Raw genomic sequence first — 22,760 nt, 5'->3', positions numbered from 1 at the left:
TTGCCCAAGGCGACATTCCGGCGTACTCTTTGACGTAAATTGAGCTCCCCGTCTCTTTTTCCAGGAACAGGTGTTTGGCCGTGCCCCGCGAACACCCAGCCTACCCGGCAGGCAGCAGGACGACTCGAAAGTCTCTCCGCCGGGAACGGCGGTTGACATGCGCGTTTTGCCATCGACGATCCGGGGCAGGCTGGTCCTTTTGGTGCTGCTCTCCGTGCTCCCGGCCATGGGCCTTTTGGGCCTATTCTGGCAACAGGAACGGGTGCGGGCCATGGAACTCGCCCAGGAGGAAGCCAGGCAGCTTGTGGCCGGCGCGGCGGATATCCAGGAGCACATGGCCCTCGGCGCCCGGCAGATGCTCATGACCCTGTCCCAACTGCCCGAGGTTCGCGCGCAGGATTCCGTTGCCTGCTCGACGATATTTGCCCGCCTACTCAAGGAAAATCCTTATTATACCAATATTCTGGCCGTAGACGCCGCAGGGGACATGTTCGCCTCAGGCATTCCCGCCGAGGGTCCGGTCACGCTTGGCGACCGCAAACATTTCCTGGATGCGGTGAAAGACCGCACCTTTTCCGTCGGCGAATACATCGTCAGCCGGACATCCTACGAACCGGCCTTTCCCTATGCCCTTCCGTATTTTACGGAAGACGGCCGCCTTTCGGGGGTGCTCATCGCCGCCGTGCGTCTGAGCTCCATCAAGGACTGGCTGGCCGATTCGCGGTATCCTGCCGGGACCATGCTCGGCATCGCCGATCATGTCGGCATCCGGCTCTACCATTATCCCCCCTCGCCCCGGACCAACCCCCCGGGCAAGCCCATCAAAAAGGAGATTTGGGAAGCGGCGAAAGCCTCGGGGGATACCGGTTTAGTCCGGCAGACCGGCTCCGATGGCGTCACGCGGGTCTATGCCTACGCCAAATTGCGTTTGGGACAGGATCTCGAACCGTACATGACCTTTTTCGCCGGATTGCCTGTGGAAGCGGTCTTGGACGGGGCCTCCCGGGACCACATCCGCCTTCTGGGCCTGCTCGGCGCCCTGGCGGTGATCTCCCTGGTCGGGGCCTGGCTGCTGGGCGCCGTGTCCATCGGCCGCACCGTGGGCCTGCTGGTGGCGGCTGCCGAGCGGTTCGGACGCGGCGATTTTTTTGCCCGTACCGGCATTGCCCACGACACAGGAGAGCTGGGGCGGCTGGCCGGGGCCATGGACGGCATGGCCGAGGCCCTGGAGCGGGAATCGGCCATGCGCCACGAGGCCGAAAGCAACCTGCGTGGGGCCAAGGAGGCGGCCGAGGCCGCGAGCAAGGCCAAGTCGGAGTTTCTGGCCAACATGAGCCACGAGATCAGGACGCCCTTAAACGGCATCCTGGGCATGATCCAGCTTCTGGAGCTCTCGGAGCTCAGCGGGGAGCAGAAGGAATATTTGTCGCATGCCGCCCAGTCCGGGAAACGCCTGACCGCGCTTTTAACCGACATCCTGGATCTGTCGCGCATCGAGGCGGGCAAGCTTGTGGTGCGCGAGGAGGCGTTTTCCCTGCCGGACCTTCTTGGCGAGGTGGAGATGCTTTTTCGCCATGCCGCCCGGGAAAAAGGCGTCGCCCTGGTGATGCGGCCCGATGCGGACGTTCCCGCAAGGCTTGTGGGCGATGCGGCCAGGCTGCGCCAGATTCTGTTGAACCTGGTGGGCAACGCCGTCAAGTTCACGCCGTCCGGGGAGGTGGCCGTGGAAATCAGCTTCCTGCCGGGCCGCAGGCCAGGGACATTTCGGTTGCTGTTTAGCGTTTCGGATACCGGCATCGGCATCCCGGGCGACCTGCTGGCCTCCATCTTCGAACCCTTCACCCAGGTGGACGGCTCCTACAGCCGCCGCTTTCAGGGGGCGGGGCTGGGGCTGCCCATCGTCAAGCGGCTGGTGCAGCTTCTGGGCGGTTCGCTGGCCATCGACAGCGCCCCCGGGGAGGGCACGACGGTCTATTTCCATGTCCCCTGCCGGGTCGCCGAGTCCGCCCGGCCGACGGACATCCCCCGGCCGGGCGTTCCCCCTCTCCGACCGGTCGGTTGACGCGACGCGGGAAATGTTCGCCTAAAAAAAACGCCCCGGGTGCATCTGCATCCGGGGCGTGATCTGTCATCCTCCGTCGCGGTTTTTTCCCGCGACCCTATCCGATCATGGCGTTGACCAGCCGCATGACCGCAAAGGCGTCGGCCACATAGAGCACGTCGCATTTGCCCTGGGCCCAGCCGCAGCCCGCATCCAGGTTCACCGCCCGGCGCTCGCCGATGAACCGCCAGCCCACCACATGCGGCTCCTCGCCGTGGCAGCAGGTGGCCAGCCCCTTGGGATGGCGCGGGGTGGCCCCGGTCTGTCCCACCTGGTGCAGGTGGGTGAGAAACGGCAGCACGGCCTGGCCCTCGCCGCCCATGTCCACCAGGGACTTGCTGCTGCCCAGGGAGGCCTGGGCCTTGGTGGTGAATCCCAAAATGAGTTCCGCCGCCTCGGGGGTGTGGGGCTGGCCGTCGGCCTGCTTTTTGGTCCAACCTGCCCCGGCCACGAACAGAAGCGCCGCGTCCGGACGGATGGTCTGCTCGTCGGCCGATGGCGCGAGGATCTCCTTCACCGTGGTGCGCGTGGCCACGTCCGCCACCGTCACGGCCTGCACCGCAGCCTGGCCCGGGGCGACGTCAGAGGCCGGGAACACGCCGCCGGAGACGGTGACGAACCAGGGGCGCTGGACCCGGGTGACCTCGGCGTACATGCGCTGGCGGTAGTGCCAGCGTTGCACGAAGGCCGCGCCATCCTTGGCCGCAAGGGCCGTGACATGGGTGTCCGCCCGGCCGCCCAGGCGGTGGGCCGCCCCGGGCACGGCCCGGGACAGGCGGGAGTCGTCGGCGCAGACCACGATGGTGGCTTCTGCCGCCTGGCACAGCGTTGTGATGGCGGCGGCGTCCGTGGCGTAGCGGGCCTGGGCGAAGGCCTGGCCCGAGACGCAAAAAAACGTGCCCGCGCCGCATCCGGCCACGGCGTTGGCGGCGGCGGCCGCGTCGGCCCCGAAAAGGGCTGCGTCAAACCCCGCGCCAAGCCCCTGGGCCAGGGTTTTGGCGGCGGTCAGGGCCTCCAGCCCGGCCTGGGACAGGCTGCCGTCCGCTTCGGTATGGGCGAGAAAAAGGATCTTTTCCATGGCTTGTGTCTCCGACGGCCGGAAGCGGGGAACACCCCGCGCGGCCTTGCGAAAATCATGTGTTCAGGCGTCAGCGCCGTCCGGATCAGCCGCGTATCCAGGCCACGATCTCCCGGGCGATGTCCTCGGCCGGGGTGTCCTTGACGATGCGGGTCTCGCGGCGCTGCTTGGGCAGCTCAACCGCAGCGAACGTCACGCCGTCCGCGCCGACCTTGGCCGGTTTGGCCTTTTGCAGGGCGGGCATGATAAAACGCATGTTCTGCATGCCCACCTGGGGGTTGTTGGGAGGCTCGGGAAGCTCCCCGGTGGCCCAGCCCAGGACCGCCGGAGCGCCCTGGCACACGGATACCTGATAGGCCCCGCCCTCCACGCGTTCCATGATCGTGAGCGACCCATCCGCGCCGACCGTCAGCCTGTCCACGCCCTGGAACTGCTCGGTGACGCCCAGGCGTTCGCCCACCAGCTGCATGGTGGTCCCGGCGCCGCGCGAGGCCGACTGCCAGCCGCCGAAAAGAAGCAGCCTCGTCTTGTCGATGCCGGGGATGGCCTCGATGGCGGCGGCCAACGCCTCGGCCGCCTCGGCCGACTCCGTGAATCCCCCGGCCGGGCCGTCGCAGACCACCAGCTCAAAGGGGGCCTTCTGGGCCACGGACATCATCACCTGCTGCAGCTTGGCCTTGGGCCCCAGGCTCACCAGCCAGACCTTGCTGCCGGGCGCGCCCTTGGCCAGATGCGCGGCCTCGAACAGGGCGTGGGAGGCCCAGGGGTCGAGGATGGCCGGCAGCATCATCTCGTTTTTGAGTCCCGGCCCGGCCGGGGTGCTCACCGGTTCCAGGGTCTGGAGCGGATCGGGCACGATGCCGCCGCAGACCACGATGTGAAAACCCGTGCTCATGACTTGTCTCCCTTGTTCATGCCGCCGCATCTCCCGCCGTCAAGGCGGAGAGCAGGGCGGTTCCTGTCGCAATGCTTTAGTTCTCAACGGAATGCAGGCCGCCGGAACCGGCCGAAAACTCCACGTTGGTCTTTTCCGGATCGTGCGGATGGGGCTTGGAGCAGTTCCACAGGCAGGCCCCGCAATGCACGCATTTTTCCCGGTCGAAAAGGGGCGCGCCGCCCTCAGGATTGACCGTGATGGCCTGTCCGGAACAGGCCTCGATGCAGACCCTTTCCCGGCAGGTGGCGCATACGGCCGGGTCCGCGAAGACCACATGGTCGCCGTAGCCCGGGTTGGCCTGGACCTTGCCGCCAAGGAGCAGGGCGTCCTGATGCGACACCAGAAGCTGTCCGTCGTATTCGATGGGCGGCCAGCCCGCCCGGTCCATGAGGGCGTCGTGCAGGGACAGCCCCTTTTTGGCGCACTCGGCCCGGATGGCCGCGATCTCCACCGTCGGGATGCGGTCCTTGAAATAGCGCTCCAGGCTCGGGATGCGCTCATGCACCCGGCGCGACACGCCCGGCCAATAGACCTTGCCCTTGGTGAACCCGGCCAGGCCCATGCCCATAAGCCCCTGCAAAAAGCCCTCGGTGAAGCCGTCGCGGGCCTTCTCGGCCACCTTGGCCTCGGCCTCGACCCACGAGGCCCGGCGTCTGGCCACATAGGCGGCCTGGAGATTCTCCCGGGTGTACGGCTTGCCCGCCTTGGCCAGCTCCAAAACGCCCTCGGCCAGCTGCACCCCGGTGGTCCAGGCCTCGTCCACGCCGGAGCCCGTGAGCACGTTGGTCGAACCCGAGCCCTCGCCGATGCGGGCATAGCCGTTGCCCACCAGATGCGGTTCGCCCCGCCGCCCGGACTCCTGGAGGCTTTTGGCGCCCCAGGAACGCAGCCTGCCGCCCTCCAGGCGCCGCCACAGATAGGGATGGCGCATCCAGTGCTGCATGTAGCGGTAGGCCGTGCGCACCGGGTTGTCGAACCAGGAGGGGACGAAGATGCCGAGCGAGGCCACCCGCTCGGGCAGGACATACAGGAATCCGAAAATTTCCGGCTCAGGATAGCCGAAGGTGTGCAGCACCGTGCCCTCGGCCAGCTCGCAGCCCTCGGGCAGGTCCACCACCATCTTCATGCCCACGGCCCATTCCCGGCGATGTTTCCCCGCAGGCATCCCAAAGGCGTCATCAATGGCCCGGCCAACCGGCCCAACCGGCCCGTCGCCCACAACCGTCAAGGCCGCACGCACGTCCAGGCCCGGCATGAACCCGGCGTCGGGCGCGCCCTTTTTGTCCACGCCCTGGTCCGCCAGGCGTACGCCCACCACTGCGCCGTCCTCGATCAGCGGCCCGGCCACGGGCGTGGACGGCCAGATCTGGGCCAGCCCCGAGCCCATGATTTCGGAACCCACCCACTGGTTGAACTGCCCCAGAGAAAACGTAAATCCGTCATGCTTGGCCAGAAAGGGGGGATATACGGCAGCTCCACCGCCTCATGGGCATAGGGAATCTTTTTTCCCAGACCCCTCGCCGCCGCCCGGATGGCCCGGTCCTTCAACCGCAGAAGTTTCGGCCTGCGGCTGACCCCTATCGGGTCGAGCAGATAGGCGACCTTTTCTTCCTTCACCCGGGTACACATGGGCACCGCAGCCGGGTCGAAATCCGGAAACGAGGCCTTGATCCCCCTTCCCCGGGTCACCACCCCGGACACGCCAAAGCCAATATCATCGGCGCGCTCATAGCAGATGACCTGGGGCGGCATGCCGGGCATGGCCGCGCTCTCGACCACGGGCGCGCCCTGTTCATCGACAAGCCCCCGGCACAGCGTGGTCAGAAATCCGCCCATGGCCGGGCCGAACCCGACACACACAATGTCCGCTTCCATCACCTGGCGTTCGACGTCCATCGGCATTGCCTCCGGCGGCCAGGGGGGGAACTTTTTTGAAAAAAAGTTCCCCCCCTGGCCGCCCTTTCAAAAAACTTTATCGCGCTTCGCGGCCGCACGCGGGGAGCAGCAGTTTCTCCGGCCACCCTGGCTTTCCGGGCGTGCTGCGCCGAAGCGGAGCTTCGGCGCAGCACGCCCGGAACCAGGGGGGGCCGGGGGGAATGATTCCCCCCGGGCGGGGGCGGGGTCCGGGGAGGGGGCGAAGCCCCATCCCCGGCTTATACCGGGTAGTCCAGGGCCTCGGGGATCATGACCTTGGTCAGGGCCTCGGCGGCGCGGTCCCTGGCCTTGCCAGTTCCGGCCAGGGACTTGTCCACGGCCTGGCGCAGGCTGTCGAAGGCGGCGGTGTCCGCGACCGGGGCGGCGAAGCCGTTGACCAGGAGGCTGGCCACCCGGGCGGCCTCGGCAGCGGCCTTGGCGGCCTGGATGCGGGCCAGGTCAGTGAAAAACGTGACGGTGCCTTCCAGGCCTTCGGCCAGGAGGGGGTTTTCCGGTCCCTTTTCGGCCAGTTCCACCACGTCGAGGATCTGCAGCCGGGCGGCCACCAGCCAGCACAGGGCGTCGGCCAGGGGGAAGGTCACGCCCTGGCGTTTGCCGTGGTAGAGGCGGTTGCCGTCGGCGTCTTTTTCGCTGGACAGGAAGTCCAGGGTCCACAACCACAGGCGGAAGCCTGCGGCCACGCTGGCGGCGCCGATGTCCGGCCGGGAGGCGTGCAGGGTTTCCAGTTCGTCCACGTATTTGCGGGCAAGCGCCAGGAAGACCTCATTGATCATGGTGGCGGAGAGCTGGCGGCGCTGCACGGCCTCGGGGCCCTCGTAGGTGGCCTCGAGTTGGCAGTCGGTCCATTTGTGGAACAGGAAGCCCGGGCAGTCCTCGGTGATGCCGTAGCCGCCCATAAGGGCCACGGCCTCGCGCATCATGACCGAACCGTAGCCCGTGTTCCACAGCTTGCAGGCCGGGCACAGCACCGAGGCTTCGGCCTCGAGCACGGTGTAGAGCACCAGGGGATCGGCCGTAAGCTCCGCCAGGCGGGCCTCGTCGCGGCCTTCGGCCGGCGCGAAGAGCAGGTCCACGAGTTCCAGGGCCTTGGGCTGGCTCTTGCGCACGGTCATGAGCTGGGCGCGCACGCCCTGGACGCCCATCTCGGCCAGGGCCTGGTCCTTGGCCTTTTCCGTGGGGTCGAGGAGATCGAAGAGCCGGGCCGTGGCGAACCCCAGCGACGCGCTGGCCTCGCCCGTGGCCCAGACCTCGGCCAGCCGGTGGACGGCGTCCTGCTTCTGCTGCAGGCCCAGTTCGAATTTGGGCGAACCCTCGGTGCAGGCGTCGCCGCCCCGGAACCGGGCGCGCTGATAGCGGATGACCGGTTCGATGGCCGAGAGCAGCTTGGCCGTGGTCATGAGCGCCACGGTGACCCGGGTGCGGTGGAACACGGCGGCGATGATCTCGCCGTGGGTGTAGTTGGGGACGATGACCCCGTCTTTGACGGTATAGCCGCCGATGATACGGCTGGCCGGGACGGTCAGCGACAGGACCGGATCCCGGGTGGAGGACAACTGATGCACCATCTTCAGCGTGGGCGAACCCCGGTCGAAGGTTCCTGGGTCGGACTCCTCCAGGATGACCATGCAGGAGGTCTTGATGCGCGGGTCGCCGGTTTCCACGGCGGCGGTGACGAAATTGGCGAAGTCCATGCCGGTGATGAATCGGCCGCGTTTTTCCACCTGAAGCACCGGCTCCTGACCCTCTTCCCAGGAGGCCACGCGCACCCGGCCGCACAGGACGCCCGTGTCCACGCCCACGTAGGGCAGGGGTTCGGTGAGGGCGAAGGCTCCGCGCCAGGGGGTGCGGTCCTCGCCGGGGGCGGCCGGGGCGCACAGGCTCATGTAGTGGTCGCGCTGTTCGGGCGTGCCGCGTTCGTGGATGGGCGACAGGGCCAGGTTGCCGGCCAGGGAGCAGGTGGCGGACCCGGCGTCCACCCAGGACAGTTCGAAGGCCACCAGGGCCAGCCCCATATTTTTCGGTCCCTCGATGAAGCCGCCCTGGTGGGGGTCGAGGAACACGGCGGTGATACCCGATTCGTCAAAGGCTTTGAGCAGCTGGGCCTTTTGCGGGGTCCATTCGTGGGTATGGCGCGCGCCTTCGGCCACAAGCCTCGCCACCAGGCCCCGGGCCACGGAGCGGGCGGACTGGACGGCCATCTGCATGTCGAAACGGTCGGCAAAGCGCCACATGATTTGCCGAACATCGTCGCCCGGCAGGGTGCGTAAAAGTTCCATGCGTGAAGTTCCCGGTATTTGAGGTGCGAGAAGTCTGCTCGGACTTGAAAATGAGCCAGATACGTATGATATTCGACCATACCCGTCAACGGTTTCCGAGGCCGGGTTTTGCCTGTCCAGACATGGGTTGCGGGCTTTTTCGGGCAGGTTCGGCTGACGGGGCTTGCGCCGCCGTTTCCTGGCGCGTCTCCCGCTCGACGGGGAATGGCGCTTCTGCTACGAAGAAACAATCCTTTTTCGAAATGGAGCATGCGCTATGGGTTTCGGCATATCCGGGATCGCCAAAACGGTCCCTTTTTTCAAAATGCAGGGCTGCGGCAACGATTTCGTGCTCATCGACAACCGTGTGGCCCGGCTTCCCGTGGCCGCCATGAGCGGCTGGGCCCAGGCCGTGTGCCGAAAGGCCTTCGGCGTGGGCGCGGATGGGCTTGTTTTTCTGGATGACGCCCCGGCCGGGGCCACGGCGGATTATATCTGGCATTTCTACAACGCCGACGGCTCCCGGGCCGAGATGTGCGGCAACGGGGCGCGGTGCGCGGCCCGGCTGGCCTTCCTCATCGGCCTGGCCCCGGCTGTGCATGTCCTGGGTACGGACGCCGGAGACATCGCGGCCGAGGTTTTTGCGGGCACAAGCCAGGTGCGGGTGCGGCTGACCATGCCCAAGGGGTTGCTTTTGGGCATGGAGGTCGAGGTTTCCGGCATGACCGTGCCGTTTCATTTCGTGGACACGGGGGTGCCCCATGCCGTGGTCATCCGCGAAGACCTGGCCGACCTGGACGTCGCCGGGCTTGGCCGGGCCATGCGCTATCATGAAGAGTTCGCCCCGGCCGGGACCAACGTGAATTTCATTACGGTTGAAAACCATGGCCGCATCCGGCTGCGCACCTATGAGCGCGGCGTGGAGGCCGAAACCTATGCCTGCGGCACCGGGGCCGTGGCCTCGGCCGTGGTGGCCGGGGCGCTTGGGCTGGTGGGCGGCGAGGTGGAGGTGGTGACCACAGGCGGCGAGGTGCTCGGAGTGAGTGTGGGCGAAGGCGCGCCCTACCTGCGCGGCGCGGCCGAGCTGATTTTTTGGGGCGACATGGACCCGGCGTCCATGGGGCTTTCCCGCGACTGATCGCCGCCACGACCTTCGTCCCGGCCACGCGCCGCCTGGAGTCCGTCATGCACTACACCGGCATCAACCACTTGGCCATGGCCACCGGGGACATGGACGGGACTATCCGTTTCTGGCGCGACCTTCTGGGCCTGCGGCTGGTGGCGGGGCTGGGGCGTCCCGGCTACCGGCACTATTTTTTCGAGATAAGCCCCACCGACATGATCGCCTTTTTCGAATGGGACGGCGTGGAACCCATCCCGGAAAAGGACCACGGCGTGCCCGTCAGGGGGCCGTACGCCTTCGATCATGTGGCCATCGGGGTGCGGGACAGAAACGACCTCTTCGAGATCAAGGATAAGCTTGAGGCGGCGGACGTCTGGGTGTCCGAGGTCATCGACCACGGCTTCATCTTTTCCGTCTATGCCTTCGACCCCAACGGCATCGCCATCGAGTTCAGCTGTCCCGTGCCCGGCGTGGACGTCCGCGCCCACCCGGCCATGGTCGACAAGCGGCCGTCGGCCGTGACCCTGGAAGGGGCCGACCCCGTGCCCGGGACATGGCCGACCGTGACCCGGCCCACGCCCCTTTCCGAACGGCGCATTTATCCCGGCGAGGGCCGGGAGATCTTGGCCGAAGAAGAATAACCCCGGGGGAAACCTTTTTTGAAAAAAAGGTTCCCCCCGGGGTTCGGGGCGGCGGCCCCGATGGCCTATGTGGCCATGGCGCAGAACCGCTCGAGGCCCAAAAGCGCGGCGGTTCCGGCGATGGTGGTGCCGTAGAACACCACCGGTTTTGTGCCGAGGAAATCCCCAAGGGTGTCATTGGCCAGGGTGGAGCCGGTGACCACCCACAGATCCGCCCAGTCCAGCACCTCCAGTTGCTTCGCAGGCCCCTCGACGGGCGCCCCGTGCCGGGTGGTCCCGATGTTGTCCGGGTCGAGATCGAGCACCCGCATCTCGAAGCGCTTTGCCAGGGCCTCGATGATCTTCGGCTGAAATCCCACCTGGGCGATACGCGGCGCGCCGTAGCGGGCGCTGATGTACTCGCTGAAAAGCCCGGCGCATTGCCCGGGCTCCTTGTCACGACAGTGGATGGTCCGGTCGCACAGCCCCAGGTGTCTGGCCGTGGCGTTGACAGCGCAGACGAGCACCGCCCGGCGGAAATTGTTGCCCAGGGGCATGTCCGCCACATCGGCCAGACTGCCCGAGAAATCGCCGAACTGATCCGTGAAGGCCTGCCCCCGGCTGCCGAGAAATACCGCCTCCATGAGCCGTTCCTTGCCCTTTTGCAGAGGAAAGTCGTCCCCTTCGGGGTCGCCGATGGCCTCCTGCGTGCTCAACGTCCGGGCCGTGATCGTGATGGGCGTCTGGAGCAGCCCCGCCTTTTCCCATATCCGGGCGGCCTTGTTTTGCAGCACATCCAGGGCGCAAGGCTGTCGGTCCATATAGAGCTCCTTTTTAGCAAGCAAAAATATATTTTTTCGTAAGGAAGTTGAAAAGTGTGTCCAGGCGTGTGCAGGGACGCGCGCCGATACGCCGGGTCAAGGCTATACCCAGGATTCATGTTCTGGCAAGCATCTGCATCATGCTGCATGGAGCCACTCGCTGGAGGCGGTTCCATGCAGAGATACGTAAATAGAATTTTACGTGATAGTTCTTTCGTTCGGCGTCGTGCTGCAGAGGCGGACAGATCCGCCACGTTTCAGTAGGGTGTGCGGGTAACGTCTGGCTGGCGGCGGTCAGTCAGAGAGCGCGGCCAGGGCGGCGCGGCACACGGCCAGGGCCGCCTCGGCGTCCTCGTTTTCGAAGGCGCGCCCGTCCTTGGTGAAGACGGCCTTCCAGAGGTTGGCGAGGGGATCCTTGGGCCGGGCGTCGCGCAACCGGAAGCCGTAGCCCCGGGCTTCGAGCCGTCCGGCCAGATCCAGGGCGTCATTGACGTGGCCGGTGGGATCGCCGGGCAGGGGAGCGCCCAGGAGTTCTTCCAAGGCGCGTTTCAGGGCCGTACGTTCGGGCATGGGGAGTTCCTTTCTCGGCTGGCGGGGGCGTCCCCTGGTCTTTCGGGAGGCGCGAGGCCGATGGCGTATTTGAAAAGGTCATAGAACACAATCCCTGCGAAAACAAACGAATGCCCCGCGCCCGGGGCCGGTTGCGCGCATCTGGCGGATATCCGGAGGGCCTGGGAGATCGCCCGGGGATTTACGGCTTGATCCGGCCCTGGAACGTGCCTTTCGCGTCGTACATGACGGCGTCGCCGTTCTCCTTCCGGATGATCCGGCCTTGATAGACGCCCTTGGCGTCGTAGATCCGGGCGTTTCCATCGCGCTGTACGGTCTTGCCCTGGTAGCGTCCTTTTTCGTCATAGATGCGGCTGGTGGTGGTCTTGTCCGGTTCGGCATGGGCCGTGGCCGCCACAAGGACCGCCAGGATCATGGCCAGTACGGGGAACCGCATGGGCATACCTCCGGCGGCTGTCGTGCCGCCCCTTTGCGTTCAGATCGGGCCTGCGCCTGTCTGGAGGGCGCCATCTGCATCCACGGGGATCGTGTGTCGGCCGGGGAACGCGTCCCCCTGCCGGGCGTCACAGCCCCTTGCGCTCGAGAAAGCGCAGGATGAGCACGTAGACGGCGGCCAGGACCGCGATGACCAGCCAGTGGTTCAGGCCCGTCACCCCAGGCAGGGTGATCTTGCCGTAGTCCCCCCAGGTGTAGACCGTTGTTAAAAGCCAGTCGTAGGATCGGGAGAAGACCGCCGCGCCGACAAGCATGCCCAGGATGCCGGACAGGGCGTCCACCCGGCCCTCGCCCAGGGCCCCGAGCGAGGTGCCCGGGCAGTAGCCCAGAAGCCCCCAGCCCAGGCCGAAGATCAGCCCGCCCAGGATGTTGGCTCCGAGCACCGTGGCCTTGAGGGACAGCTTGGCCAGGCCCAGATCGGACAACAGATACAGGCCGACCATGGCCACCAGGATGTGCGCCAGCATGAACTTGACGATGGTCATGTCCATGAGCCGCAGGGCCCCGAGCTGCTTGTCGTAGCGCAGCACATGGGCGCGCTGGAGCAGGAAGCCGAAGACGATGCCGGTGAAAAGGCCGATAAGGAGTTCCATGTCATTTTCTCCCGTAGACCAGGCGGGCCATAAGGATGCCGCCCAGGAAGAATCCGGCGGCGGACAGAAAGCCGGAGACCGAAAGCTGGCTCAGGCCGCTTAAGCCGTGGCCGCTGGGGCAGCCGTCGGCCAGCCTGGCCCCGAACATGGCGATGATGCCGCCGAAAAAGGCGACCACGGCCCGCAGGCCCGCCCCCGGGCCGAAACGCTGACGCCAGGAGTCGGGAACGGCCTGGATCTTGAAGTCTCCGGAGAGCTTCGCGGCCAGAAAGGCCCCCAGGAAAATCCCCGCCACAAACAGGAACTGCCAGTCGATGATGGGCTTTTCCTTGAGATAGTAGCTTAAGCTGGCCACCACGTCGGGCGAGAAGAGGCGTTCCACCATGCCCGCCCCGCGCACGAACGTCGTCGAGGCCCCGAGGTATTTCCCCGTGACCGCGACGGACCCCACGGCCAGCACCCCGGATAAGGCCCCTGCCACATAAGGATTCCATGCCGTTGCGTCTCGGCGCATCTCCGTCCTCCTGGTTTGTCGTCTGCCGCCTTTACGGCGTCAGCCTGTTGCGACCCTGGCGGCATTGGCCCGCACCGGACAAGGCGTCCGGCCCCATGCCCCAGCCCTATGCCCCGGACGTCCCCCTCCCGGCGCGCGGTCCCGGGTTTTGCCGCACAGGGCCAGCCGCGCCCATGGCCTGTCCGGCCTGTCTGGCCTGACTGGGGCCCAGGCCCCGGCAGGGAGCAGATCGTGATCCATATCCTACTCCGGGCGGCAGCCCGGGTCCACCGTCCGGCAGCAAAAAGAAGCGTCTGTCGGGGCTCCAGGGCCGTTTGGGCGCGCCCTGCCTTTCCCGGCTCCCCCAGCCCCCGGGGTCCGGGACAGGCACGCGACGCCCGGCCGGATTTTTCGTGGGCTTTTGCGACATGGGTACGAAAAGCGCCCCGCCGATTGATCCGGATCAATGCGCCCCCGGTGTTTTCCAGGCAACGTGCCGTCCGGAGTAAGGGCCGGAAAGGCCGAAAAACCACGTCCGCCCCGTCTGCAGGGCGGCGAAGCCGGGAGGAAGCGTCATGTGGTCCCTTTTGCAGCGTATCTCGAAAAATCTCGTGCTGGCCATCCCCACCGCCATGGTTCTGGGGTTTGTCTGGGGCCTTCTGGCCGATGTCTCGTGGATGAAAAGCCTGATCCTGCCGTTTACCTTCCTTATGGTCTATCCCATGATGGTGACGCTCAAGGTGAGCGAGGTCTTCTCGGGCGGCGACGGCAAGGCCCAGTTTCTCACCCAGGCCATCAACTTCCTGGTCATCCCGTTTTTGGCCTTCGGGGTGGCGCAGCTCTTTTTCCCGGGTCGGCCGTACCTCGTGCTCGGCATCCTCCTGGCCGGGCTGGTGCCCACCAGCGGCATGACCATCTCCTGGACGGGGTTCGCCAAGGGCAACGTGGCGGCGGCGGTCAAGATGACGGTCATCGGGCTGACGCTGGGCTCCCTGGCCACGCCGTTTTACGTCCGGGCCCTGCTTGGGGCCGACATTGAGATGGATGTGGCCGGGGTCATGAAGCAGATCGGGCTGATCGTCTTTTTGCCCATGGCCGCAGGCTACGCCACCCAGCGTCTCCTGGTGCGCAGCTACGGACAAAAGGTCTTCAAGGAGCGCATCGGCCCGAGGTTTCCGGCCATGTCCACCATCGGCGTGCTGGGCATCGTGATGATCGCCCTGGCGCTCAAGGCCGGGACCATCGCCGCCAATCCCGTGCTCCTGGCCGAGATCCTGGTTCCCCTGGGGATCATCTACGGGGTGAACTATGTGCTCTCGACCCTGCTCGGACGCTGGCTGTTGCCGCGCGGCACGGCCATCGCCCTGGTCTACGGCACGGTCATGCGCAACCTGTCTATCGCCCTGGCCGTGGCCGTGAACGCCTTCGGGGCCAGCGGGTCCGACGCCGCCCTGGTGGTGGCCCTGGCCTACATCATCCAGGTGCAGTCGGCGGCCTGGTACGTCAAGTTCAATACCCGGATCTTCGGGCCGGTCCCGGAAGCGGCCCCCCTGCAACCGGCCCGCGGGTAGCCAACCCGCCCGGGCCTGCCGGGGATGGAGGCCCGTTTCTGACGACATCGGGTCGTCTTCGATCCGTGTAGGGAAAACAAAGGAGTCATGCCATGCTGCCCATAATCCGTCGAATCCTTCTGGCCACAGACCTGTCGGAAAGTTCCCGCCAGGCGTTGCGCTACGCGGTCTCCGAGGCCGAGCGCCACCACGCCTCCCTGACGATCCTGCATGTGGCGCCCGACGTGGTGGAGATGATGAGCGAGGAATCGGGGTTCGATATCGAAGGCCATTTCGACGCCGCATCCTGGAACGAGTTCAATGAAAAAAACACGTCCCGCGCCCTGGAGCGGGCCCGGGCCAAGGTGGCGGAGGCCGCGAAGGAATGCGTGACCGACTCGCCGAATTGTCCGGCGGCGAACGCCCGGATCAAGATCGCCATGGGGGATCCCGCTGGGCGCATCCTGGAGGAGCTCGCCGCAGGAGGGTACGACCTCGTGGTCATGGGAACCCACGGCCACAACAGTTTCATGGACATGCTGCTTGGCGGCGTGGCCCAGAAGGTCTTGCGGCATAGCGTCAAGCCCATCCTTTTCGTACGCGAGACGGTTGCGGAGCAGGAAGCCTGATTCGCGTACGGCGCGGCTGCGGGAACCCCGGGTGTCCTGCCTGACGACGGGAAGGCTCCCCGCGGCGCAAAAAAGGCCCGGTCCCCATAGGGGGGCCGGGCCTTGTCGCTTGCCGGGAGGCGGCGGTTATTCGGGCTTGGGAGGCACCATGCTGATGTTGCCGCCCTCGACCTCGGCCCGCACGCTCAGGGCCACCTTCCACAGCACCGTGAGCATCAGGGCGCCGATGCCGAAGACCATGGACGACACCACAAGCTCGGGAACCGTGGGCAGGTAGGCGGTGACCTTCTCGAAGGGGTTGGGCGCGAAACCGGCCACGATGAGTCCCATGCCCTTGTCGATCCAGGAGGCGATGACCAGAAGGATCAGGGCCGTCACCAGGGCCGGGCCCTGCTGGCGAATCTTGTAGGGGATGAGCATGGCCAGGGAGATGATGGCCAAAACGGCTGCGGTCCACATGAACGGAACAAGTGTGGTGTCCCCGTCGAAGCCCTTGAAGAGGTACACGATGGGGGCCATGTGGCCGGGCATGTTGCTGTAGAAGGCCGTAAAGAGCTCAAGCAGGAAGAAGAACACGTTCACGCACATGGCGTAGGTGATGATGGTGGCCAGGGTGTCGATGGCCTTCTTGCCCGGGTCGAAGCTGGTCAGACGCTTGACCAGAAGCGTCAGCAAGAGAAGGATGGCCGGGCCGGAGCAGAACGCCGAGGCCAGAAAGCGCGCGGCCATGATGGCCGTGAGCCAGTAGTGGCGGCCGGGCAGGCCCGCGTACAAAAAGGCTGTCACGGTGTGGATGGAGAAGGCCCAGATCACCGAGAGGTAGACCAGGGGCTTGACCCACGTTGGCGGCGTCATGTTGTTGCGGAAGGCCTGCAGCGAAGTCCATCCGATGATCAGGTTCAGGAACAGGTAGCCGTTTAAGACGATCATGTCCCAAAACAGCACCGAGTTCGGGGTGGGATGGAAGATGATGTTCAGCATGCGCTGGGGCTGGCCGAGGTCAACCACCACGAAGAGCATGCACATGGTGACCGAGGAGATGGCCAGGAACTCCCCAAGGATGATCATCTTGGAGAAGGCTTTGAAGTGGTGGAAGTAGTAGGGCAAAACCAGCATCACCGCCGAGGCGGCCACGCCGACGAAGTAGGTCAGCTGGGCGATGTAGAATCCCCAGGACACGTCGCGGCTTAAGTCGGTGACCACCAAGCCCTTGGTGAGCTGGAACATCCAGAAGCCCGCCCCCAGCCCGATGACGCACAGAAGGCCGATGATCAGGCCCCAGTAGCGTGGAGAGCCTCGAAGTGCTTTCTCGATCATGGCTTACCTCACATCAAGTAGTAGACGCTGGGGCCGGTGCCGGCGTCCGGTTTGCGGCGCAAAGCGAACCGTTCCCGCAAGACCTTGCGGATGTCGGATTCGGGGTCTTCCAGGTCGCCGAAGATGAGCGCGCCGCCGGAGGCCTCCACGCAGGCGGGCATCTTGCCCAGGGCCAGAAGCTCGGCGCAGAAGTTGCATTTTTCCACCACGCCGCGGGTGCGGGTGGGGAACAGCGGGTTGAAGTTTTTGATGAACGGCCGGGGATCCTGGAAGTTGAAGCTCCGGGCCCCGAACGGACAGCCCGCCATGCAGTAGCGGCAGCCGATGCAGCGATGGAAGTCCATCATGACGATGCCGTCGGCCCGCTTGAACGTGGCCTGGGTGGGACACACCCGCACGCACATGGGCTCTTCGCACTGGTTGCACAAAAGCGGGTAGGTCCGGTGCTCCACGTCTTCGGGCAGATTGTGTCCGTGCTCGGTGGGGAAGGACTCTTCGAAGTTGGCGCCCCAGAACCACTTGATCCCCTTTTTGCCGGGGATGGTCGGGACGTTGTGTTGGGTGTGGCAGGCCGTGGCGCAGGTGTCCACCAGTTCCTGGTTGAACCGGGTGGTGTCGATGGCCATGCCCCAATGCTTGGCCTCCCTCGGCGCGTTGTAGTCAGCCGCCGTGGGTATATCCATGGCCCCGGCCGGGGCGTCGCCCAGAAAGCCGATCCGTCCGGCTCCCAACCCGAGGGCGGAAACCGCGGCCAGCTTCAGGAATTTTCTTCTGCTGCTTTTCATTGATGGTCCCCTTTCAGAGGTTGTGTCCCGCGGGGGGGCCTAGTGACCGCCGGCTTCCTGGGAAACCGGGGGAATGGGCCCAGCCTGTTTGGGCGACAGGTTGTGGCAGTCCCAGCAGTAGGGCGACACGCCTACGGGGGTATGGCACCGGTCGCAGAACTTGGCCTTGTCCGTGTGGCATTCCATGCAGGTGTTGGTCAGGCTGATGTCGAACTTCTGACCCTTGGAGTTCTCGTAGACGTGAACCCCTTGCCGGACCACCTTGTCGCGCCACTCGTCGAGGATCTGCATGTGCCGGGCGCGCATGACCTCTTTGGCCTCGATGCACTCCGAGGCGTTTTTGGGGAGTTCCAGTTTGACCTCGAAAGGCGCGCTGCCCGCATTGAAGACGAACGGGAAGAGCACCAGCGCCGCGAAGACGATCAGTCCGGGGATGATGTATTTGGCCTGGTACATGGCTATTCCTCCTCCTCGTCCTCGAAGCCTGGCAGCGGATTCTGGCGCAGGTCCATGGTCCGTTTCTTCTCGCCGTCGAGAACCAGGGCGTTGGACACCAGTTCATGGATGCCGCTCACGCCGACGCCGGGCGCCCAGTAGTCGCACAGGGGCGGCAGGGTGGCCCGGTCGATGGCGCACATGCAGGCCAGGGTGTTCACGCCGTGGGTGTCGCGGACGTATTTGACCGCGTTGCCCCGGGGCAGGCCCCCGCGCAGGCGTGTCTCCATGAACTCCTCGTTGTTTAAGCCCGCGCCGCCGCCGCAGCAGAAGGTCTGCTCGCGGATGGTGTTGTCGGGCATCTCGTAGAATTCCGGGACCACGTTTTTCAGGATGTAGCGGGGTTCTTCCAGGATGCCCATGCCCCGGGCGGTGTTGCAGGAGTCGTGGAAGGTGACCTTGAAGTTGGCGTTGCGGCTCGGGTCGAGCTTGAGCTTGTTGTTCTTGATGAGGTCGGCGGTGAATTCCGTGATGTGCAGCATCTTGGTTCCGGCCGCCGCGTCGAACCGGGTGCCGGTGATGGGCGAAACCGGTGTTTGCAGGAAGTTGGCCGGGCCGTTCATGGTCAGCATGTACTGGTTGATGACCCGCCACATGTGGCCGCACTCGCCGCCCAGGATCCATTTGACGCCCAGGCGTTCGGCTTCGTGGTACATCTTGCCGTTGAGCTTTTTCATCATCTTGTCGGATGTGAACAGCCCGAAGTTGCCGCCCTCCGAGGCGTAGGTGCTCCAGGTGTAGTCGAGATCCAGGTAGTGGAACAGGATCAGGTACCCCATGAAGGTGTAGATGCCCGGATCGGCGAAGATGTCGCCCGAGGGGGTGATGAACAGGATCTCGGCCCCTTTGCGGTTCAGCGGCGGATCGATGCGCACGCCCGTGACCGTTTCGATATCCTCGCACAAAAACTCCACCATGTCCTTGAAGGCGTGGGGCTGGATGCCCAGGTGGTTTCCGGTGCGGTTGCAGTTGGCGACGGGTTCGAGGATCCAGTTGATGTTGCAGCCCACCAGGTGCAGGAGCTCCCGGGCCATCATGGTGATTTCGGCGGTGTCGATGCCGTAGGGGCAGAAAAGCGAGCAGCGGCGGCATTCCGTACACTGGTAGAAATACAAAAACCATTCCTTGACCACGTCGGTCTCAAGCTTGCGGGCCCCGGCCAGCCGACCCAGGATCTTCCCGGCCATGGTGAAGTCGCCGCGGTAGATGGAGCGCAAAAGTTCGGCCCGCAAAACCGGCATGTTCTTGGGGTCGCCGCCGCCGATGAAGAAGTGGCACTTGTCGGCGCAGGCCCCGCAACGCACGCACACGTCCATGAAGATCTTGAACGAGCGGTATTTGTCCAGGCGTTCGCGGAAGCCCTCGGTGATGATCTCCTTCCAGTTCTCGGGCAGCTTCCAGTCGTCGTCCATGGGCGACCAGACCCGGGGATTGGGGAAGTTTAAGTACTTGAGGATGTCCGGTTTGGCCGGATAGCTGAAATTGCCCGGTTTGAACTCCGGCGGCACGTCCATCCAGGAAGTGGGCGGCGTGCTGTAGTTGATCTTGATCAACTCTTCAGGTGGCGGATACTTGGCCATGATCGCTCCTTTTCACCAAGGGATAAATATGGGTTTGGGCGCTTACGCCTTCTTGTCCACGGGCAGTCCGGCCTCGATCATCTTCTCGCGGAAATCGTCCTCGTAGGCCGCATAGGAGTGCGCCTTGATGGCCGGGTCGTTCCAGGGATTGACCCACATCTGGCGGCGGCTGAAGTTGGGCATGTTACGCGTGGGGCTTAAGAACACGCCGCCCATGTGCATGAGCTTGGAGAACGGGAAGTACATGAAAAGCACGCTCACCAAAAAGATGTGGACAAAAAAGGAGATGTCGATGGGATCCTTGGGGATGACCGGATGGAAGGTCACCAGCCCCATGGTCAGTTCCTTGACGGCGATGACGTCCACCTTGGCGATGTAGCGCATCCACATGCCGGACAGGGCGATGGCCAGGATCAGGAACAGGGGAAAGTAGTCGGACATGATCGAGATGTAGTTGACCTTACAGTCGAACACCCGGCGCAGGAACAGAAACAGGATGGCCACGACGAAGATCATGTCGGACTGGTACAGGACCGGAACCCCGATCTGCAGGATGCTGTCGAAAAATTCCAGCTTCAGGATGGGCATGGGCACCGGGTTGGTGAAAAGGCGCAGATGCCGCAGCACGATGAGCAGGAAGGAATAGTGGAACATCAGCGCGAAGAGCCACAGCCATTTCGCGGAGTTGTACCCGACCTTGGGGCCGTCCTGCTGCAACTGGACGGACGTGTTGCGAAACAGCGACCGGAAGGTCAGGACTTCCAGGGCCATCCGGATGACCGTGCCGCTGGCGTTGTACGGGTTGTCCCACGGATTGTTCTTGATCCAGGGAAGGGACTTCTGCTGCCCGCCAGTGGTCGGAATACAGAAAGGCACGGGGGTTTTGGCCCAGCTCAGGATTTTCGATAAAAATCCGAACAAGAAGACCAAAAGGGCCAAATATGGGATATATATCCCAAAAAGACCCTTCCACCCGGCCTCACCGGCTCCCGCCCAGGCGAGCACGACAAGTGCCAGAACGACGAAGAAGGAGTAGAACGCTGCCATGGACCCTCACCTCGTTAAAAGTTTCACCGACAACGAAATCAGCTTTCCGGGGTCTCCGGATCAATCTCGCAAACGAGCCCCGCCCGCTTGAGCAGCCTGGAATATTGGGTGTTGATCTGGTTGATTCTGAGTTGGAAGAGCTTTTCCCGGCATTTGCAATAGATGTCAAGACAGATGAGCGCCAGCACGTCGATGCGCGATTCCAGTTCAAAAAGCTCGGTGAAGCGTCCGTTTTGGCTGACCTCCTCCCACAGCACATCGCGCGCGGCCTGCTTGAGCAGATAAATGAAGGCCACGGCCTGGGCCGGAGTGAAATCCTGCACGGCCCGCACCCGCACGATTTCGTCCAGGTGGGGCTCGAACACGGCCGCCGTCGGTGTTTCCGAGGTGTTGACCAGTTCGTCGAGAACGCCGGTCATGCCGGTCTTGAAGCGATGGGCCACGGGATTGGCGAAGCGGTCCTTCTGTTTTTTCCACAAAACCGCTGTTTCAGGCGCGTAGGTGGCCAGCGTCAGATCGAACCAACGGGCCAGAATATCATCCTTTTTTTGGGCGAGGAGGGCGCTTGAAACCGTCATGAAATGTCCTTTTCTTCACAAACGTCTAACAGGTTGATTCCATACCAAAAACATGACAATTGTAAAGATGAAAAGGACACCGCCCGTCCATTCCGTCCTTTTTTGCCGTCCGGGCGCGGCATTTCACGCCCGCAGACCGTCTGTGACAGGCCTTGGGCCAGGAGGCAGCGAAGATGGAGCTTTCAAGCGCGCAACACGGCATTGTCAAGGCCGTGGCCGAGTTTTCGGCCGTGGAGCGCTATCAGGGGGCCATGCCCCGCAGGCACACGTTTTTGTACGACGAACGGGACATCAAGGAGTTGGTGCATGCCGATTTTCTGGAATGGATCAAGCTGACCTTTTCCTGCGGCAAAGGGCTCAAGGGGTTGCGCCTGACCGATGCGGGACGCCGCATGCTGACGGGCGGGCGCGTCCCGGGCGCCGACTCGACCGGGCTGGAACCCGAGCACCTGGACGTTTTGGGCGACACGTATCATTTGTCAAAGACCTCCCGCTACCGGGGGATCATGCCGGATAAAAAGGCCCGCTTTTACGACCCCGACGATGTGGCCGACCTGTTCGCCCGGGGGTATTTGCTGCGGGTGCGCATCAAGTGGGGCGAGGGGCGCAAGGCCAAGGGCTATATCGTCTCCTCCAAGGGGTTGCGGGCCCTGCGGGAAACGGGCAGACTGTAGCCCGCTCCTGTAACGACGCAAAACGCGCCTCCGGACGAACTGTTCGGGGGCGCGTTCTTTTTTTCACGCGGCAGGCAGATGATTAATCCGCGAATCCGGCCCCGGTGATGCGGGCTTCAGGGGCCAGTTCCGCATCCCTTCCGGTCTTCCAGGACAGTTCCAGCGTGAACTTTTCCTTATCCTTTTTCTGAGACGCCTTCATGGATATGGACACGATGCTCGTGGGACGAAGCGTCACGCAGTCCTCGCCAACAGTCATGCAGATGCTTCCGGCCTTGAGGTTGGACACCACATCCTCAAGTCGCGCCACCACCTCGCGCAATTCCAGCATGCCTTCCATCTTCACCTTGTTTTTGGCCATGGATTTCCTCCGTTTCGTTTCCGGGACAAGACCGGGTTGTTGATGAATTCATTCAGCGGCGCAGATCGTGGACGTGGCCGCCTGACGGCCCCAGACCACTACGGACACCTGGGTGGCCCGCCCCCGGGTCACCAGCACGGACCCGCCCCGGCGGGACACGAAATCCGCCAGTTCCCGGACATCAGGGTGCGGCCCTTCGAAAAGGCTCAGGTTGGCGGGGAAAAAGTCGCCGCCGTCGGTCACGGACAGCTCCAGGCGACCGGACAGGCGGCTGTGGAGATGGATGCGCAGGGGGGTGGCGGCCGGGCCGGATCGCGGCGCATCTTTTCCCATCTCCAAAATGAGCCGCAGGGCGTGGCCCAGGAGATAGGCCTGCCGCATGGGCAGATCGGTCAGATCGCTTTCCGTGTCCACCGTGATGCAGGGCGGACACGGCAGCGTCGTCTCCGAACCGTCGATCATGTCCTGCAGAAATTCGAGGGTCCGGGCCACGGCGTCCGATTCGCGCCCGGCCGATCCGGACTGGGGCGGACATTGCGGTTCGGGGGCCGCCGACGGGTTCCCTGAGTCGGCCAGGATGCGGTCCAGGGCGCTGCCGCCGGGGCCGGGGGCCGAAAGGTGGCCGTCTGCCGGGGAATCCAACCGGCCCAGGGGGTCTTTCCCCAGCCGAAGGGGTCTGGTCATGATCGTGCCGCCTTGCAAAACGGGTTGTCCGGCAACCGG

Annotated in this window: 23 protein-coding genes and 1 pseudogene; 7 read left to right on the top strand and 17 right to left on the bottom strand. The window is 64.6% G+C overall.

The window, feature by feature from the left end:
- Nucleotides 1–157: 157 nt before the first annotated feature.
- Complete coding sequence (locus GD606_RS13050; RefSeq protein ID WP_163301624.1) at nt 158–2,062, top strand: sensor histidine kinase; 1,905 nt, start codon at nt 158–160, stop codon at nt 2,060–2,062.
- Between the two features lie 97 nt (nt 2,063–2,159).
- Here the strand turns inward: GD606_RS13050 and GD606_RS13045 are convergent, their stop codons facing one another.
- The 4 genes and pseudogenes from GD606_RS13045 to GD606_RS13030 all read right to left on the bottom strand — a co-directional run bounded on the left by GD606_RS13045 (nt 2,160) and on the right by GD606_RS13030 (nt 8,327).
- A complete protein-coding gene (locus GD606_RS13045) occupies nt 2,160–3,179 on the bottom strand; it encodes an adenine nucleotide alpha hydrolase family protein (protein ID WP_163301625.1) in 1,020 nt (339 codons plus the stop codon).
- An 85-nt stretch (nt 3,180–3,264) separates the two neighbouring features.
- Nucleotides 3,265–4,074: an electron transfer flavoprotein subunit beta gene (locus GD606_RS13040; RefSeq protein WP_163301626.1), complete on the bottom strand. Its 810-nt coding sequence runs from the start codon at nt 4,072–4,074 to the stop codon at nt 3,265–3,267.
- A gap of 76 nt (nt 4,075–4,150) precedes the next feature.
- Nucleotides 4,151–6,018: pseudogene (locus tag GD606_RS13035) on the bottom strand (NAD(P)/FAD-dependent oxidoreductase).
- Nucleotides 6,019–6,269: 251 nt separating this feature from the next.
- Nucleotides 6,270–8,327 (bottom strand): acyl-CoA dehydrogenase family protein, encoded by a 2,058-nt coding sequence (locus GD606_RS13030; RefSeq protein ID WP_163303309.1) that lies wholly within the window; start codon nt 8,325–8,327, stop codon nt 6,270–6,272.
- 256 nt (nt 8,328–8,583) lie between these two features.
- On the opposite strand from GD606_RS13030, the gene dapF reads away from it, so the two are divergent.
- Both dapF and GD606_RS13020 read left to right on the top strand, forming a co-directional pair.
- Nucleotides 8,584–9,444 carry a diaminopimelate epimerase gene (dapF, locus tag GD606_RS13025; RefSeq protein WP_163303310.1) on the top strand — a complete coding sequence of 287 codons (861 nt, stop codon included), beginning with the start codon at nt 8,584–8,586 and terminating at the stop codon, nt 9,442–9,444.
- Between the two features lie 47 nt (nt 9,445–9,491).
- On the top strand, nt 9,492–10,070 hold the full coding sequence (locus GD606_RS13020) for a VOC family protein (RefSeq protein WP_163303311.1): 579 nt from the start codon (nt 9,492–9,494) through the stop codon (nt 10,068–10,070).
- Nucleotides 10,071–10,135: 65 nt separating this feature from the next.
- Here GD606_RS13020 and GD606_RS13015 read toward each other — a convergent pair whose 3' ends face one another.
- The 5 genes from GD606_RS13015 to GD606_RS12995 all read right to left on the bottom strand — a co-directional run bounded on the left by GD606_RS13015 (nt 10,136) and on the right by GD606_RS12995 (nt 13,042).
- Complete coding sequence (locus tag GD606_RS13015) at nt 10,136–10,870, bottom strand: Rossmann-like domain-containing protein (RefSeq protein ID WP_163303312.1); 735 nt, start codon at nt 10,868–10,870, stop codon at nt 10,136–10,138.
- Nucleotides 10,871–11,164: 294 nt separating this feature from the next.
- Entirely contained in the window at nt 11,165–11,440 is a 276-nt protein-coding gene (locus tag GD606_RS13010) for a hypothetical protein (RefSeq protein ID WP_163303313.1), read from the bottom strand.
- A 181-nt stretch (nt 11,441–11,621) separates the two neighbouring features.
- Nucleotides 11,622–11,876, bottom strand: a complete 255-nt coding sequence (locus GD606_RS13005) for a hypothetical protein (RefSeq protein ID WP_163303314.1) — start codon at nt 11,874–11,876, stop codon at nt 11,622–11,624.
- Between the two features lie 127 nt (nt 11,877–12,003).
- Nucleotides 12,004–12,528, bottom strand: coding sequence for a DUF6691 family protein (locus tag GD606_RS13000; RefSeq protein ID WP_163303315.1), 525 nt, complete (start codon nt 12,526–12,528; stop codon nt 12,004–12,006).
- Nucleotide 12,529: 1 nt separating this feature from the next.
- On the bottom strand, nt 12,530–13,042 hold the full coding sequence (locus GD606_RS12995) for a YeeE/YedE thiosulfate transporter family protein (protein WP_163303316.1): 513 nt from the start codon (nt 13,040–13,042) through the stop codon (nt 12,530–12,532).
- Between GD606_RS12995 and GD606_RS12990 the strand changes: the two genes are divergently transcribed.
- The 3 genes from GD606_RS12990 (at nt 13,021) to GD606_RS12980 (ending at nt 15,200) form a co-directional block, all read left to right on the top strand.
- On the top strand, nt 13,021–13,242 hold the full coding sequence (locus tag GD606_RS12990; protein WP_163303308.1) for a hypothetical protein: 222 nt from the start codon (nt 13,021–13,023) through the stop codon (nt 13,240–13,242). The genes GD606_RS12995 and GD606_RS12990 overlap by 22 nt on opposite strands.
- 354 nt (nt 13,243–13,596) lie before the next feature.
- Nucleotides 13,597–14,592 carry an arsenic resistance protein gene (locus GD606_RS12985; protein WP_163303317.1) on the top strand — a complete coding sequence of 332 codons (996 nt, stop codon included), beginning with the start codon at nt 13,597–13,599 and terminating at the stop codon, nt 14,590–14,592.
- A gap of 92 nt (nt 14,593–14,684) precedes the next feature.
- Nucleotides 14,685–15,200 (top strand): universal stress protein, encoded by a 516-nt coding sequence (locus tag GD606_RS12980; RefSeq protein ID WP_163303318.1) that lies wholly within the window; start codon nt 14,685–14,687, stop codon nt 15,198–15,200.
- A gap of 126 nt (nt 15,201–15,326) precedes the next feature.
- Here the strand turns inward: GD606_RS12980 and dsrP are convergent, their stop codons facing one another.
- From dsrP to GD606_RS12950, 6 genes are read right to left on the bottom strand one after another with little or no spacing between them, the layout of a single operon-like run.
- A complete protein-coding gene (dsrP, locus tag GD606_RS12975; RefSeq protein WP_163303319.1) occupies nt 15,327–16,517 on the bottom strand; it encodes a sulfate reduction electron transfer complex DsrMKJOP subunit DsrP in 1,191 nt (396 codons plus the stop codon).
- An 8-nt stretch (nt 16,518–16,525) separates the two neighbouring features.
- Nucleotides 16,526–17,302, bottom strand: coding sequence for a sulfate reduction electron transfer complex DsrMKJOP subunit DsrO (dsrO, locus tag GD606_RS12970; protein WP_163303320.1), 777 nt, complete (start codon nt 17,300–17,302; stop codon nt 16,526–16,528).
- A gap of 39 nt (nt 17,303–17,341) precedes the next feature.
- The gene (gene dsrJ / locus GD606_RS12965) at nt 17,342–17,758 is read right to left on the bottom strand and encodes a sulfate reduction electron transfer complex DsrMKJOP subunit DsrJ (protein WP_163303321.1); all 417 of its coding nucleotides are present in this window, start codon (nt 17,756–17,758) and stop codon (nt 17,342–17,344) included.
- 2 nt (nt 17,759–17,760) lie between these two features.
- A complete protein-coding gene (dsrK, locus tag GD606_RS12960; protein ID WP_163303322.1) occupies nt 17,761–19,377 on the bottom strand; it encodes a sulfate reduction electron transfer complex DsrMKJOP subunit DsrK in 1,617 nt (538 codons plus the stop codon).
- Nucleotides 19,378–19,419: 42 nt separating this feature from the next.
- Nucleotides 19,420–20,424 (bottom strand): sulfate reduction electron transfer complex DsrMKJOP subunit DsrM, encoded by a 1,005-nt coding sequence (gene dsrM, locus GD606_RS12955; RefSeq protein ID WP_163303323.1) that lies wholly within the window; start codon nt 20,422–20,424, stop codon nt 19,420–19,422.
- Between the two features lie 38 nt (nt 20,425–20,462).
- The gene (locus GD606_RS12950) at nt 20,463–21,002 is read right to left on the bottom strand and encodes an RsbRD N-terminal domain-containing protein (protein ID WP_163303324.1); all 540 of its coding nucleotides are present in this window, start codon (nt 21,000–21,002) and stop codon (nt 20,463–20,465) included.
- Between the two features lie 173 nt (nt 21,003–21,175).
- Between GD606_RS12950 and GD606_RS12945 the strand changes: the two genes are divergently transcribed.
- Nucleotides 21,176–21,676: a hypothetical protein gene (locus tag GD606_RS12945; protein ID WP_163303325.1), complete on the top strand. Its 501-nt coding sequence runs from the start codon at nt 21,176–21,178 to the stop codon at nt 21,674–21,676.
- An 82-nt stretch (nt 21,677–21,758) separates the two neighbouring features.
- Here the strand turns inward: GD606_RS12945 and GD606_RS12940 are convergent, their stop codons facing one another.
- Nucleotides 21,759–22,037, bottom strand: a complete 279-nt coding sequence (locus tag GD606_RS12940; protein ID WP_163303326.1) for an amphi-Trp domain-containing protein — start codon at nt 22,035–22,037, stop codon at nt 21,759–21,761.
- A 48-nt stretch (nt 22,038–22,085) separates the two neighbouring features.
- The gene (locus GD606_RS12935; RefSeq protein WP_163303327.1) at nt 22,086–22,721 is read right to left on the bottom strand and encodes a hypothetical protein; all 636 of its coding nucleotides are present in this window, start codon (nt 22,719–22,721) and stop codon (nt 22,086–22,088) included.
- Nucleotides 22,722–22,760: the final 39 nt, after the last annotated feature.

It is taken from the genome of Desulfolutivibrio sulfodismutans DSM 3696 (assembly GCF_013376455.1).
Lineage (GTDB): Bacteria > Desulfobacterota > Desulfovibrionia > Desulfovibrionales > Desulfovibrionaceae > Desulfolutivibrio > Desulfolutivibrio sulfodismutans.
This window is presented reverse-complemented; position numbering and strand designations above follow the sequence as displayed.